General features: G+C 67.7%; 15 protein-coding genes. 12 read left to right on the top strand and 3 right to left on the bottom strand.

Going from position 1 to position 13397, the window contains the following annotated elements:
- Positions 1 to 91 precede the first annotated feature (91 nt).
- Entirely contained in the window at positions 92 to 529 is a 438-nt protein-coding gene (locus ACIA49_RS27965) for a MarR family winged helix-turn-helix transcriptional regulator (protein WP_396380315.1), read from the bottom strand.
- Between the two features lie 96 nt (positions 530 to 625).
- Here ACIA49_RS27965 and ACIA49_RS27970 point away from each other — a divergent pair, with 96 nt between their 5' ends.
- The 3 genes from ACIA49_RS27970 to ACIA49_RS27980 all read left to right on the top strand — a co-directional run bounded on the left by ACIA49_RS27970 (position 626) and on the right by ACIA49_RS27980 (position 3250).
- Positions 626 to 1054, top strand: coding sequence for a hypothetical protein (locus tag ACIA49_RS27970; protein WP_396380317.1), 429 nt, complete (start codon positions 626 to 628; stop codon positions 1052 to 1054).
- A 115-nt stretch (positions 1055 to 1169) separates the two neighbouring features.
- Positions 1170 to 2531 (top strand): gluconate:H+ symporter, encoded by a 1362-nt coding sequence (locus ACIA49_RS27975; RefSeq protein ID WP_396380818.1) that lies wholly within the window; start codon positions 1170 to 1172, stop codon positions 2529 to 2531.
- A gap of 62 nt (positions 2532 to 2593) precedes the next feature.
- The gene (locus ACIA49_RS27980; RefSeq protein ID WP_396380318.1) at positions 2594 to 3250 is read left to right on the top strand and encodes a permease prefix domain 1-containing protein; all 657 of its coding nucleotides are present in this window, start codon (positions 2594 to 2596) and stop codon (positions 3248 to 3250) included.
- Here the strand turns inward: ACIA49_RS27980 and ACIA49_RS27985 are convergent.
- A complete protein-coding gene (locus ACIA49_RS27985) occupies positions 3227 to 3556 on the bottom strand; it encodes a PadR family transcriptional regulator (RefSeq protein WP_396380319.1) in 330 nt (109 codons plus the stop codon). The two genes, ACIA49_RS27980 and ACIA49_RS27985, sit on opposite strands and share 24 nt — an antisense overlap.
- Before the next feature lie 81 nt (positions 3557 to 3637).
- On the opposite strand from ACIA49_RS27985, the gene ACIA49_RS27990 reads away from it, so the two are divergent.
- Positions 3638 to 5788, top strand: coding sequence for an MMPL family transporter (locus ACIA49_RS27990; protein WP_396380321.1), 2151 nt, complete (start codon positions 3638 to 3640; stop codon positions 5786 to 5788).
- Between the two features lie 134 nt (positions 5789 to 5922).
- Positions 5923 to 6708 carry a hypothetical protein gene (locus ACIA49_RS27995; protein ID WP_396380322.1) on the top strand — a complete coding sequence of 262 codons (786 nt, stop codon included), beginning with the start codon at positions 5923 to 5925 and terminating at the stop codon, positions 6706 to 6708.
- Positions 6709 to 6762: 54 nt separating this feature from the next.
- Here the strand turns inward: ACIA49_RS27995 and ACIA49_RS28000 are convergent, their stop codons facing one another.
- Complete coding sequence (locus tag ACIA49_RS28000; protein ID WP_396380323.1) at positions 6763 to 7524, bottom strand: IclR family transcriptional regulator; 762 nt, start codon at positions 7522 to 7524, stop codon at positions 6763 to 6765.
- Between the two features lie 78 nt (positions 7525 to 7602).
- Here ACIA49_RS28000 and ACIA49_RS28005 point away from each other — a divergent pair, with 78 nt between their 5' ends.
- From ACIA49_RS28005 to ACIA49_RS28035, 7 genes are read left to right on the top strand one after another with little or no spacing between them, the layout of a single operon-like run.
- Positions 7603 to 8760, top strand: coding sequence for a DUF6986 family protein (locus ACIA49_RS28005; RefSeq protein ID WP_396380324.1), 1158 nt, complete (start codon positions 7603 to 7605; stop codon positions 8758 to 8760).
- A gap of 9 nt (positions 8761 to 8769) precedes the next feature.
- A complete protein-coding gene (locus ACIA49_RS28010; RefSeq protein ID WP_391543295.1) occupies positions 8770 to 9009 on the top strand; it encodes a thiamine-binding protein in 240 nt (79 codons plus the stop codon).
- A complete protein-coding gene (locus ACIA49_RS28015; protein WP_396380325.1) occupies positions 9002 to 9361 on the top strand; it encodes a helix-turn-helix domain-containing protein in 360 nt (119 codons plus the stop codon). The genes ACIA49_RS28010 and ACIA49_RS28015 overlap by 8 nt, the downstream gene beginning before the upstream one ends.
- 50 nt (positions 9362 to 9411) lie before the next feature.
- On the top strand, positions 9412 to 9906 hold the full coding sequence (uraD, locus tag ACIA49_RS28020) for a 2-oxo-4-hydroxy-4-carboxy-5-ureidoimidazoline decarboxylase (RefSeq protein ID WP_396380327.1): 495 nt from the start codon (positions 9412 to 9414) through the stop codon (positions 9904 to 9906).
- A complete protein-coding gene (gene uraH, locus ACIA49_RS28025) occupies positions 9903 to 10211 on the top strand; it encodes a hydroxyisourate hydrolase (protein ID WP_396380329.1) in 309 nt (102 codons plus the stop codon). The genes uraD and uraH overlap by 4 nt, the downstream gene beginning before the upstream one ends.
- Positions 10212 to 10216: 5 nt before the next feature.
- On the top strand, positions 10217 to 11122 hold the full coding sequence (gene pucL, locus ACIA49_RS28030; protein ID WP_396380330.1) for a factor-independent urate hydroxylase: 906 nt from the start codon (positions 10217 to 10219) through the stop codon (positions 11120 to 11122).
- The gene (locus ACIA49_RS28035) at positions 11095 to 12456 is read left to right on the top strand and encodes an 8-oxoguanine deaminase (RefSeq protein WP_396380331.1); all 1362 of its coding nucleotides are present in this window, start codon (positions 11095 to 11097) and stop codon (positions 12454 to 12456) included. Before pucL ends, ACIA49_RS28035 begins: the two co-directional genes overlap by 28 nt.
- Positions 12457 to 13397: the final 941 nt, after the last annotated feature.

Genomic DNA, 13397 nt, shown 5'->3' on the forward strand with positions numbered 1-13397 from the left:
ACGGTCGACCGACAGATCCCGTTGAAGACCCGAAGTCAGTTAGAGGGCGAGTCAGGACGACCGCTGCGGAGCCACACTCACATCATCACTGTTAGCGGGTGTCGGGGCGTGGGACGAGGGCCAGGAGGCCGACGCGTAGGGCGTCGCGCTCTTGGTCGGTCAGGTCGCTGAACAGCTCCAGGTCCAGCTGCTCGGCGGCCGCGGCCGCCTCGGCGAGGAGTTGCCGGCCTTGTTCAGTGACTTCCAGGCGTGCCGCGTGGCCGTGGCCGGGGAGGGTTCGGGTGACTGCGCCGACCTCTTCGAGGGCGCGGACGGTGGCGTGCATGCTCTGCGTAGTGATCCCGGCGCGCCGAGCCAGGTCCGAGTACGACAGATCCGGGCGGTGCGACAGATGCGCCAGCGCGCCGTAGTGACGCAGGGTGAGACCCAGGGGTGCGAGCACGTCCTCCACTCGCCGGCTCAGCGCTCGTCCCGCGGCCACCATCATCAGCGCCACGGATCCGCTCGTCGGTGTACCAGCGCCCGCCATACCTGAACCCTACTGGCACGCCCCGACAGAACCCTGGGTATCAGTTTGACTTACAGGTGAACTGATACCCTAGCCCACTCACCGTTCGGAGACACCGTGACCAAGGTTCTGCTGTCACTGCACGTGCTCGCCGCCATCCTGGCGATCGGCCCGGTGGCCGTCGCCGCGAGCATGTTCCCCGCCGTAGCTCGCCGCGGCGCCACGACGGAAGTCCGCGTCCTGCACCGCATCTGCAACGTGTACGCGCTCGTCGGCATCGCCGTCCCACTCTTCGGCTTCACGCTGGCCAACGTCATGCACGTCCTGGGCAGTCCCTGGCTGATCGCCTCGATCATCCTCACCGCCCTCGCCGCCGCCGTACTGGGCCTTCTGATCCTCCCCGCCCAGCGAGCCATGCTCACCACCACAGAAGTCACCCCCAAAGCCACCGCTCGACTGGGAATGCTCACCGGCTGCTTCAACTTGCTCTGGGCAACTGTCACCGTCCTGATGATCATCCGCCCAGGCTCCACCACCGGAGCCTGAGCGGCGCAGAGGCGTGAGGGTGTAAGACTGCTGGTGGTGGATACACCACGGTGCGTCATGGCTGTCTGGAGGCGGTGCTGTGTTCGGGACTGAGGTACTGGCGGCTGGCGGGGATGTGCATGCGCCGTGGGACGGGCATGACACGCGGGTGCTGATCGTGGCGGCGGTGGGGATCGGGATCATCGTGGCCCTGATCGTCGCGGTGAAGCTGCATGCGTTCCTGGCGTTGACGATCGGTGCGTTGTTCGTCGGGCTGGCTTCGGGGATCGGCGCGGGGGCGGTGACGAAGTCGTACGAGGCCGGCGTTGGCAGCGTGCTGGGGTACGTCGGTGTGTTGATCGCGCTCGGCGCGATGGTCGGCAAGCTGCTCGCGGACTCGGGTGGCGCGGATCAGGTGGTGGACACGCTGCTGCGCGGGCGGACGGTGAGTCTGCCGTGGAAGATGGCGCTGGTCGCGACGATCATCGGGATCCCGATGTTCTTCGAGATCGGGCTGGTGCTGCTGATCCCGGTGGTGGTTCTGGCGGTACGACGTTCTGGCGCGCGGGCCATGTTGTTGGGTATCCCGGCCCTCGCGGGCTTGTCGGTGCTGCACGGGTTCGTGCCGCCGCATCCCGGTCCGCTGGCGGCGATCGGCGTACTGGGTGGAAATGTCGGCATCACGCTCGCGCTGGGTCTGCTGGTCGCGATCCCGACGGTCATTGTCGCGGGCCCCCTGTTCGGGCGGTTGGCGGCGCGGTGGGTGCCGATCGGCGCAGCCGGTACGGCGCTCGAGGTGACTGGCGCATCGGGTGACAGCGAGCGGAAGAAGACGCCGTCGTTCACCGTGACGCTGGTGACCGTGCTCGCGCCGGTCGTGCTGATGTTGCTGAAGGCCGCGTCGGACATCTGGATGAGCCCGAAGAACGCGATCTACCCGGTGCTGCAGTTCATCGGTGATCCCGTCACGGCGTTGCTGCTCGCGGTCCTGCTGGCGATGGTGACCTTCGGTACGGCGATCGGTTTCACTGTGCCGGTGCTGGGCAAGAAGATCGGCGCCAGCCTGCTCCCGATCTCGGGCGTGATGCTGATCGTGGGCGCGGGCGGTGGGTTCAAGCAGGTGCTCGTGGACGGCGGCACCGGGATCGCGATCGCCAAGATCGCGATCGCGGCCAACCTCTCGGCACTCCTGCTCGGTTGGATCGTCGCCGTACTGATCCGGCTCGCGACAGGTTCCGCGACCGTCGCCACGGTGACCGCGGCGGGCATCGTCGCGCCGCTGGCGGCCGGAGAGAACACGACCCAGGTGGCCCTGATCGTGCTGGCGATCGGTGCGGGTTCGCTGTTCTTCTCGCACGTGAACGACGCCGGCTTCTGGCTGGTCAAGGAGTACTTCGGGATGACGGTCGGCGAGACCATCAAGACCTGGTCGCTGATGGAGACCGTGATCTCCGTGATGGGCCTGGCGATGACCCTCCTGCTCTCCGCCATCCTCTGACCGGGGGAGAGCCAGGGAGATTCCGGGTGTGTTCCGGGCCTGAGTCACCGATACTCATTGCTATGCCCAGCGCCAGTACGCCTGTCGATGAGTATCTGACCGCATTGCGCCACTCGCTCGCAGGTCCGCGACGTCATAAGGCGGACCTGCTGGCCGAGGCGCGGGATCACCTGACGGACGCGACCGAAGCGTTCGAGGCCGACGGGCTGGATCGTGAGCAGGCCGAGCGCGAGGCGCTGGCCGACTTCGGGGAGCTGTCCGATGTGGTTCCGGGCTACCGTGCGGAGCTCGCGATCAGTCAGAGCCGGCGGACTGCGATGTTGCTGTTCCTGGCGTTGATCGTGCAGCCGATCGTCTGGCTCGACGGCGTCTGGAGCTGGAACGATGCGCCGGATCGACCGAGCGCGCTGAACGACGTACTGCAATGGGTGGTTCAGGCCGTTGGCATGCTGTCGATCGCCGGTGCGGTTCTGGCGGTGATCGCGACCGGCGTGGGGCTGCGCTTCCCGCTCGTGCGGCATCACGTCAGCCGGGTGACGGCGCAGTTCGCGCTGGTCAGCGCGGTCGCCGTCGGCGTGATCAGTATCTGCATGGTGACCCTGAACCCGTACCCGATCGACGTCCAAGCGGTGAGCGTCGTCGCGGGATTCGTCGTCCTGCCGCTGTGCTTCGTCGGTGTCCAGGCCGGCCGCTGCCTACGCCTGGCGCGCACCGCCTAGGACTCCTTCGACGACGGCCCGGAAGGTCGACCAGTCTTCCTTGCCGGAGGCAAGCATCTTCTGCCCCTCGGCGGTGAGTCGGTAGGTGCGGCGCTTCCGCCCGCCGACAGTGCTCCATTCACCGGCCAGGTATCCGGCCTGCTCCAGTCGGCGCAGCGCCGGGTAGAGGGTCCCGGTCGGCAGGTCGAGTACGCCGCCGCTGCGCTCCAGCAGCGCCTCCATGATCGCGTAGCCGTGCAGCGGCTCGGCCTGGACGATCGCCAGGATCATCGGGTCCAGGTGTCCACGCCACGCATCCGCCTTCATGTAGACAGTCTACCTATTCGTGTCCTAATGTCGAGAGGCGACATGTAGACGAACTACTTATGAAGATCCGAGGAGATCGAGATGGCCGTGGACACCCCTGTACGACGCCCGCCGCGGAAGGCGGGTGAACGCCCGGGACTGCTGCACCGGGTGTCCGGCTGGTCGATGCGGCGTGCCGGAATCGCCTTGGTGCTCTGGGTGATCGCGGTTGCCGCGATCACGACGGCGTCGACCGTGATCGGCGCGAGCTACGACAACGGCGGATCGCTCCCAGGGACCGATTCCCAGCGGGTCAGTGACCTCCTGGCCGAGCATCAGCCCCGGGGTGAAACGGGCTCGGTGCAGCTTGTGCTGCGCGCTGATGGCGGTCTGGCTGCGGAGAAATCCCGGATCGCCTCGATGCTGGCCGTGGTTCGCGACCTGCCGCACGTTGCATCGGTGGCAGACCCCTTCGCCGCACCCGGATCACTCTCGCAGGACGGACGTACGGCGTACTCGACTGTCGGTCTGGATGTCGCGACTGCGGACATGCCGGTGGCGGATGTGCGGACGATCATCCAACGGGCGAAGGACATCGGGGGCCTGGAGCTCCAGGTGGAGGCCGGCGGCGATCTGGCGCGCAGTGCGTCGGAGAGCGCGGGCGGTGCCTCCGAGGGCGCTGGCCTGCTGGCTGCGCTGGTGATTCTGGTGCTGCTGTTCGGATCGTTGCTCGCGGCAACTCTTCCGTTGCTGACGGCCGTCTTCGCCGTCGGTAGCACGCTTGGTCTGCTGGTGCTGGCGTCGCACGTCTTCTCGGTGCCGAGCTACACCGCGCCGGTGATGATCCTGGTCGGGCTCGGTGTCGGGATCGACTATGCGTTGCTGATCTTCTCCCGCTATCGGCATGAACTACTGAAGGACGGTGTGGATCGACTGACCGCCTCGACGCGGGCGCTGGACACCGCCGGGCGTTCGGTGATGTTCGCTGGGTGCACTGTGGTGATCGCGTTGCTCGGTCTGCTCGCGCTGGGACTCGGATCGCTTCAAGGCATCGCGCTCGGAGTGACGCTCACCGTGCTGGTGACGATGCTGGCCGCGGTGAGCCTGCTGCCAGCTCTCCTTACCCTGTTCGGGAAACGGATCGAGCGGAGTGTCCGCAAGCATGCTGCGAAGCAACGCCGTACGCCGGGTGATGGCTGGCGCAGGCTGGCAACGAGAGTGCAGCGCGGGCCGTGGGTGCCGTTGCTGCTGGGGACGGTCGCGTTGGTCGCCTTGGCGTTGCCGGCGTTGGACATGCGGCTCGGGTTCGCTGACGCGAGCACGGATGCTCCGGCCAAGACGAGCCGGAAGGCGTACGACCTGCTGGCCGAGGGGTTCGGGGCGGGCTTCAACGGTCCGCTGGTGGTCGTTTCGGAGGGTGACCAGGCCGCGGCCGACGCGCTCGGTAAGACGCTGACCGCTGACCCGGGGATTGCTGCCGTGGCCCCAGCGCAACTGACGCCCGACGGCAAGATCGCGACGGTCATCGCGTTCCCGAGGACCGGCCCGCAGGATGCCGCGACGAGCAAGCTGGTGGAACACCTCCGCGAGACGACCCTGCCGGCACTGGAGTCGCAGACCAGAGCGACGTACCTGATCGGTGGTTCGACCGCGGCCTCCGACGACTTCGCGTCGGCGGTGAGCAAGCGGCTGCCGATCTTCGTGCTGGTGGTGGTCGGACTGTCCGCACTGCTGCTGATGGCGGTGTTCCGGTCGATCCTGATCCCGCTGAAGGCCGCGGTGCTCAACCTGCTCAGCATCGGCGCTTCGCTCGGAGTCATCACGCTGGTGTTCCAGCAGGGATGGTTCGGAGTGCAACCCGGTCCGATCGAGGCATTCGTGCCGGTGATGATCTTCGCGATCGTGTTCGGGCTTTCGATGGACTACGAGGTGTTCCTGGTCTCGCGGATCCACGAGGAATGGCGGCGTACCAAGGATTCGCGGGCCGCCGTCCGGGAAGGTTTGGCGACGACCGGAAGTGTGATCACGGCAGCGGCCGCGATCATGATCGTGGTGTTCGGAGCGTTCCTGCTCAGCCCGGACCGGATGCTGCAGCAGTTCGGCCTCGGCCTGGCCATCGCCGTACTGCTGGATGCGTTGCTGATCCGCTGCGTCATCGTCCCCGCCGTACTGCGGCTCTTCGGTGACCGCGCGTGGTGGCTGCCTCGCGGCCTCGATCGCGTGCTGCCGAAAATCGCCCTGGAGAAGGAGTAATTGGGGTTCTGAGCAATCTCGGGGTACCCGCTTCGAGGTGTTGTCGCCCTCTGCGGTGGCTCCTACTGTCATCGGCGGGTGAGCGACTGACGACGTGAGGTAATCAGCGTCACCCCCCTGGGGAGGGAATTTCGATGACAGGTATCTATCGTCGCCTGACTGCCGCTGCCGCAGTCCTCGCGACACTCACCATCGGCCTGGCCGGGACACCGGCCGGCGCCGCGCCACCCGACACCGGATCGAAACTGGCCGCGGTCGACAACGGCGACGTCTACACCGTCGAGTACCTGGCCAACGGTCAGATCAGGGTCGGACTGCACGAGCCCGCCGGAAGTCCCGAGGCACTGCGTCGCTCCTTGCGAGCGCAGGGGAATAACGTCCTCGCGGCCGGTGAGACGCCGCCGGGCGGGGGCATGGGCATTTTGGCCTGCGTGACGTACGGGACCGCGGCTCAGTGGTGCAACCACGCCTGGAGCTACGGCCCGTTCAACGACCCGCAGGTCTACTTCCTCGACTACACGCCCGCCGGGTTCCCCGTCACCGATGCGGTGGCCGACTGGTACCAATCGCCCGGCATCGACGCCTACTACCGCTGGAACACCCAGGGCTGCCCGGGTGGCGGACGGCACTGTGTGGCAGTCCGGACCTACAACGCGGGACCGGATGAGTTCGGCGTCACCTACTGGAATGCGAACGCACCGGAAGGCCCGGTGAGCGTCTATCTCGCCAGCCACATGGCCGGCACCAACCAGGCGCGCAAGTCGACCTGCCATGAGCTCGGTCACGCACTTGGACTCGACCACAACTCTTCGACCAACTCCTGCATGAAGCAGGGCCGCATCGCTGCCGGCTGGTCGCTACACCCGTCCAGCCAGGACTTCGAGGTCCTGAACCGGGTCTACCCCAAGCCGGGAACGTAAGTCGTTTGACGAGGTGAAGCGTGGCGCCGGTCCTGCTGCAGGGCCGGCGCCGCCTTACTGAAGGTCGTTGGACAGGGCAGTTGCCGCCTCGGTCAGGAGGGGGACAGCCCGGGCCACCAGAGCCTCGGTCATCCGTGGGGCCGGCCCGGAGACGGAGATGGCCAGCGGACCGGGACCATCCGGTACGGCGACAGCCACGCACCGTACGCCGAGCTCCTGCTCACCCTCGTCGGTCGCGTACCCGGATCGCGCGGCCTCGTGGAGTTGAGCGGCGAAGGCATCGGGTGTGGTGATCGTGTTCTCGGTGTGCCCGGGCATACCGGTCCGGCCGAGGAGCTCACGGACCGCCGTTTCGGGGTACCCCGCGAGGATCGCCTTGCCGACCGCGGTGCAGTGTGGGAGCACTCGCCGACCCACCTCGGTGAACATCCGCATCGAGTGCCGGGACGGGACCTGGGCGAGGTAGACGATCTGGTCGCCGTCGAGCATGGCCATGTTGGCCGACTCGCCGAGCTCGTCGACCAGACGGGCGAGATGTGGCCGCGCGAACACGCTGAGCATGCGCGACGAGCTTTCGCCGAGGCGGATGAGCTTGGGGCCGAGGATGTACTGCCGCGACGGCTCCTGACGCACGTACCCCAGGTCGACCAGGGTGCGGACCAGGCGGTGAATCGTCGGCAACGGCAGGCCGGAGGCCGTGGCCAGCTGGGACAATCCCATCATGCCGCCCGCGTCGGCCATCGTCTCGAGCAGCCCGAACGCGCGCTCGATCGACTGCACGCTGCCGGTACGGCCCTTACTGCCGGGTTCCGTCATCACCGCCACCCTTCGCCTTGATGCTTCCGCACAGTAGATATTAGTCTCCGCAATACGGAAACCCGAGGAGGCAAGCCCATGGGGCTGGACGAGCTTGGTGACGAACTGGACCAGCGGCTGGCGGCCGCCGATGCGGCGCTGGCGGCCGATTACCCGGGAGACCGCGGCGTGCGGCAGCCGGTCCACACGGTGTACGTACCTGCCGACCGGTACGACGCTCAAACCGTCGCCGACTGGGGATCACAGGCGCGGGCGGCGCTGACCGGTCACGACCTGGCCGCCGTACTGGATGTTCCTGCTGAGGTCTATGACCGGATGACGGCCAAGCTCGAGCGGGAGCCGATCGAGGATCTTCGGATCGACTTCGAGGACGGGTACGGGAATCGGCCCGATGCGGAAGAGGATGCGGCAGCCGTCGCGGCGGCGCGGGTTGCGCCACAATCGCCGTACTACGGCTTGCGGGTGAAGTCGCTGGAGGCACCGACCCGGCGTCGCTCGCTCCGGACCCTGGACCTGTTCGTTCGGGAAGGTGGGGTCCGCGAGGGGTTCGTGGTCACGCTGCCGAAGGTGACGTCGGTCGAGCAGGTTGAGGCGTTCGTGCACGTCCTGGAGACGCTGGACAGCGCGTATGGCACCTCCTTGAAGTTCGAGATCCAGGTGGAGACGCCGCAGGCGATCCTGGGTGCTGACGGGACTGCGTTGATCGCGCGGATGCTCAAGGCCGGTGGGTCTCGCGTGACCGGGTTGCACTACGGCACGTATGACTACAGCGCCTCGCTCGGCGTCGCGGCGGCGTACCAGAGCATGGAGCATCCGGTTGCTGACCACGCGAAGGACGTCATGCAGCTGGCCGCGGCCGGGACGGGCGTGTTCGTATCGGACGGCTCGACCAACGTGCTGCCTGTCGGTGACGGGATCCACGCGGCCTGGCAACTGCACTTCCGGCTGGTACGACGTTCGCTTGCCCGCGGCATCTATCAGGGCTGGGACATGCATCCGGGTCAATTGCCGACCCGCTTCCTCGCGACGTACCTGTTCTATCGCGAGGGTTTCGACCAGGCCGCGACCAGGCTGAGCGCCTATCTCGGCCACGGCTCGTCGGGCTACCTCGACGAGCCGGCGACTGCGGTGGCACTGGCTGGTTTCGTCCTCCGCGGTCTCGATTGTGGCGCGATCGACTCGGCGGAGATCGACTTCGACCTGGCAGAGCTCGCCAAATTGGCCCGCCGCCCATAGCCTCGCGTCATGCGACTGGTTGCCGAGTTCACCACCGAGCCCTTCGATGTCGAGGGTTCTCCACCCGCGCACGTAACCGAGGCGCTGCGGGCCGCGGAGGAGGCCGGGCTCGACTGCGAGTTCGGCCCCTTGGGCACGCAGGTTCGAGGTGAGCAACAGGACGTGCTGTCCGCGCTCCCGCAGGTGCTCGAGGCCGCCTTCGCCGGGGGTGCGAGCCAGGTGACGCTGCAGGTACGACGCGATGCCTGAGCCGCATCCGCTGGTCGAAGCGATCACCCCGCTGATCGAGCGGCTCAACGCTGAACTCGTCGCGCCAGACGAGGCGGGCGACGACGACATTCCCTTGCTGTGGAAGGGGAAACCGGTGGTCGCGGTCCGGCTGACGCCCAAGCCGGTCGACGGCGTACAGGGTCTGCTCGCCGAGGTGGCTGGTGAGCTCGGCGGGCCCCTGAACTCGTTGTCGCGGACGGACAAGCAGCAGGCGGTGTTGTTGCTGGAGGCCCGGGGTGCGTTCGAGTACCGCAAGTCGGCCGAGATCGTCGCCGAAGCGCTCGGTGTCACCCGGTTCACGGTCTACAACTATCTGAATCGCTCTCGCTAAATTCAACAAACTGTTGACGGAGGACTGGGTGGGATGCCAGGCTCTCGGTCATGGATCTGGTGGAGTTCAACGCGGCGCCCGCCGACCGGCTGCGCCCGGAGCTGGCGAGCTGCTGTGACGTGCCACGCTGGGTCGACGGAATCCTGGTCAAGCGCCCGTACGGCGATCGCAGCGTCCTGACCGCGGTCGCGGATCAATTGGCGCGTGAACTCGACGCCGCCGAGGTCGACCGCGCGCTGCAGGCGCACCCGCGGATCGGTGACCGGCCGCAGGGTGCTGGTACCGAGGCGGCCTGGTCCCGCTCCGAGCAGTCCGGCGTCGGCGATGATCCGTCTGTTCGTCAGGCGCTTGCTCGGGGCAACTTTGAGTACGAGGCCCGCTTCGGGCGGGTTTTTCTTATCTGTGCAACGGGATTGTCCGCTGAGCAGATGCTGGGCAGTTTGCAGGAACGACTGACACATGACGACGCTGCTGAGGCTGTCGTCGTCCATGAGGAGCTGCGCAAGATTGCGTTGCTGCGACTTCAGAAGCTGGTGACGGTATGAGTAGCTTGTCGACGCACGTGCTGGATACGGCATCGGGTCGGCCGGCGGTCGGCGTACCGGTGCGGCTTTATCGGGGGGACGTCGTACTGGCGACCGGTGCGACGGACGAGGACGGCCGGATCGCTGAACTGGCGCCGACAGTGGAGCACGGGACCTACCGGCTCTGGTTCGACGTCGCCGCCTACGCGGGTCCGGACAGCTTCTTCCCGGAGGTCTCCGTGACCTTCACGGTCGCCGACGAGCGGCACTATCACGTCCCGTTGCTGCTCAGCCCGTTCGCGTTTTCCACCTACCGAGGGAGCTGACCGGAATGGCCATCCGCCTGGGAGCCAATCAGTACGGCAAAGCCGAGAGCCGCGTCGTGCGCATCTACCGCGACACCGCCCGTCACCAGATCCGCGACCTGAACGTCTCCACCGCCCTCCGCGGCAACTTCGCGGCCGCGCACACCGACGGCGATCAGAGCGACGTGCTGCCGACCGACACCCAGAAGAACACCGCCTTCGCCTTCGCCAAGGAGAAGGGGATCGGTGCGCTGGAGGACTACGCGCTGACGCTCGGCGCGCACTTCCTGGACGCCTCGCCGGCCGCGGAGGGTGCGCGGATCTCGGTCGAGGAGTATGCGTGGGAGCGGATCTCGGTCGACGGTGCTGAGCACGACCACGCCTTCGTGCGTGGTGGGAGCGGTGTGCGGAACACGATCGTGAACGTCGAAGGTCGCGGCGCCGACCGGCGGACCTATGTCGTGTCGGGGATCAGTGACCTGATCGTGCTGAAGTCGACCGGGTCGGAGTTCCACGGGTTCCTGAAGGACAAGTACACAACGCTTCCCGAGACCAACGACCGGATCCTGGCGACCTCGCTGGTGGCGCGGTGGCGCTACGACCACACTGAGGTCGACTGGGACAAGTCGTACGACGCGATCAAGGCGTTGCTGCTCTCGCGGTTCGCGACGATCCACAGTCTCGCCTTGCAGCAAACCCTTTACGGGATGGGCGAAGCGGTGCTGAGCGAGCACCCTGAAGTTGCCGAGATCAAGTTCTCCGCGCCGAACAAGCATCACTTCCTGGTCGACCTCAGCCCGTTCGAGGTCGAGAACCCGGGCGAGGTGTTCATCGCCGCCGACCGTCCGTACGGGCTGATCGAGGCGACGGTGGTCCGGGACGAGGCGAGCGACGCCGGGAGCGCGTGGCACGCCGTACCGGGTTTCTGCTGATGCTGGTGATCGAGGGCGCCTACGTGGCGACCCTCGATCCGGCCCGGCGGGAGTTCGTCGGGCACGTGGTTGTCTCCGGCAACAAGATTGTTGCCGTCGGCCCGGGGTCGTCGGGGTTGTCCGAGGGCGCTCAGGTGATTGACGGGTCGGGATGTCTGGTGACGCCTGGGTTCGTCAACACGCATCAGCATCTGTATCAGTGGGTGACGCGCGGGCTTGCCGTGGACGCGACGCTCTTCGAGTGGTTGCAGACGCTCTATCCGGTGTGGTCGCGCATCACCGAAGAGTCCGTGTACGTCGCCGCGAAGGGCGCGCTCGCCCAGCTCGCGCTGACTGGCTGCACGACCGCGGCCGATCACCACTATGTCTTCCCGCGCGGTGGTGGTGACCTCCTCGCGGCCGAGATCACCGCGGCGGCTGAGGTCGGACTGCGGTTCCACCCGACGCGCGGCTCGATGGACCGCGGTCAGAAGGATGGTGGCCTGCCGCCGGACTCGGTGGTGGAGGACCGCGACGAGATCCTGGCCGCAACCTCGGCCGCGATCGATCGCTGGCACGACCCGTCGCCCGGGTCGATGCTCCAGATCGCCGTCGCGCCGTGCTCGCCGTTCAGCGTCAGCGGCGAGCTGATGCGGGAGTCCGCCGTACTGGCTCGTCGCAAAGGCGTTCGCCTGCACACGCATCTCGCGGAGACCACGGACGAGACCGCATGGTGTCTCGAGACGCAGGGGTGTACGCCCCTCGAGTACGCCGCCTCACTGGGGTGGACAGGGCCGGACGTGTGGTTCGCGCACGGCATCCACTTCGACGACGCGGAGATCAAACAACTAGGTGCGACGGGTACGGGCGTCGCCCACTGCCCGAGCTCCAACGCCCGCCTCGGCGCCGGCATCGCCCGCACAGCCGACCTCCGCGCCGCCGGCGCTCCAGTCGGCCTTGGCGTGGACGGTGCCGCCAGCAACGAAGCAGGCAGCCTCGTCGAAGAGGTCCGCAACGCGCTGCTCCTGGCCCGAGCCCGCAACGGCCCCCAGTCCCTCACCGTCCGCGACACCCTAGAGATGGCCACGCTCGGCGGAGCCCAACTCCTAGGCCGCCTAGACGAGATCGGCTCTCTAGAGCCCGGCAAACTAGCCGACCTAGCGCTCTGGAACCTCAACACCCTCCAACACGCCGGCATCCCAGACCCCATCGCCGCCCTGGTCCTCAGCACACCCCCACCCCTGGACCTCCTCCTAGCCAACGGCCGCCCCGTCGTAAACCACAACACCCTCGTGACGGTCAATCACGACACCCTCGCCCGCCAAACAGCCCAAACCCAAGCCACCCTCCTCTAACCACCACCCGCCCCCAACGCAAACCGCCCCGGCCGCGACCTCACCCGGACCGCCCCCACTGTCCAACCTCCCGTGGTGCGCCCCATCCACGCTCAGCCCTCCTCGCCCGAGGCCCGGCTTAAGAGGTTAGTGAGTGGCGCACGTCCGCCTACCTCGATCCCCGCCCCGGTCGCCCGATCCTTGCCTTGCCGTCGGCGCCCGTTGCGTCCCGGCGCCTCGGCGGCGGCCTCGCGGACCGCCCCCACTGTCCAACCTCCCGTGGTGCGACCCATCCACGCTCAGCACTCCTCGCCCGAGGCCCGGTTCGAGGGGTTAGTGAGTGGCGCACGTCCGCCTACCTCGATCCCCGCCCCGGTCGCCCGATCCTTGCCTTGCCGTCGGCGCCCGTTCCGTCCCGGCGCCTCGGCGGCGGCCTCGCGGACCGCCCCCACTGACCAACCTCCCGTGGTGCGACCCATCCACGCTCAGCACTCCTCGCCCGACGCCCGGTTCGAGGGGTTAGTGAGTGGCACACGTCCGCCCGCCCGGATCCCCGCCCGGGTCCCCGCCCGAGCCTTGCCTCGCCGTCGGCACCCCGTTCCGTCCCGGCGCCTCGGCGGCGACCTCATGCGGACCGCCCCCACTGTCCAACCTCCCGTGGTGCGGCCCATCCACGCTCAGCGCTCCTGGCCCGAGGTCCGGTTCGAGGGTTTAGTGAGTGGCACACGTCCGCCCGCCCGGGTCCCTGCCTGGTCGCCCGAGCCTTGCCGCCGGCACCCCGTTCCGTCCCAGCGCCTCTTCGGCGACCTCACGCGGACCGCCCCCACTGACCAACCTCCAGCAGTGCGACCCATCCACGCTCAGCACTCCCCGCCCGAGGCCCGGCTCGGGGGGTTAGTGAGTGGCGCACGTCCGCCTACCTTGATCCCCGTCGCGCCCGCCCGGATCCTTGCCTCGCCGCC

This window comes from Kribbella sp. NPDC051587 (assembly GCF_044453945.1).
Classification (GTDB): domain Bacteria; phylum Actinomycetota; class Actinomycetes; order Propionibacteriales; family Kribbellaceae; genus Kribbella.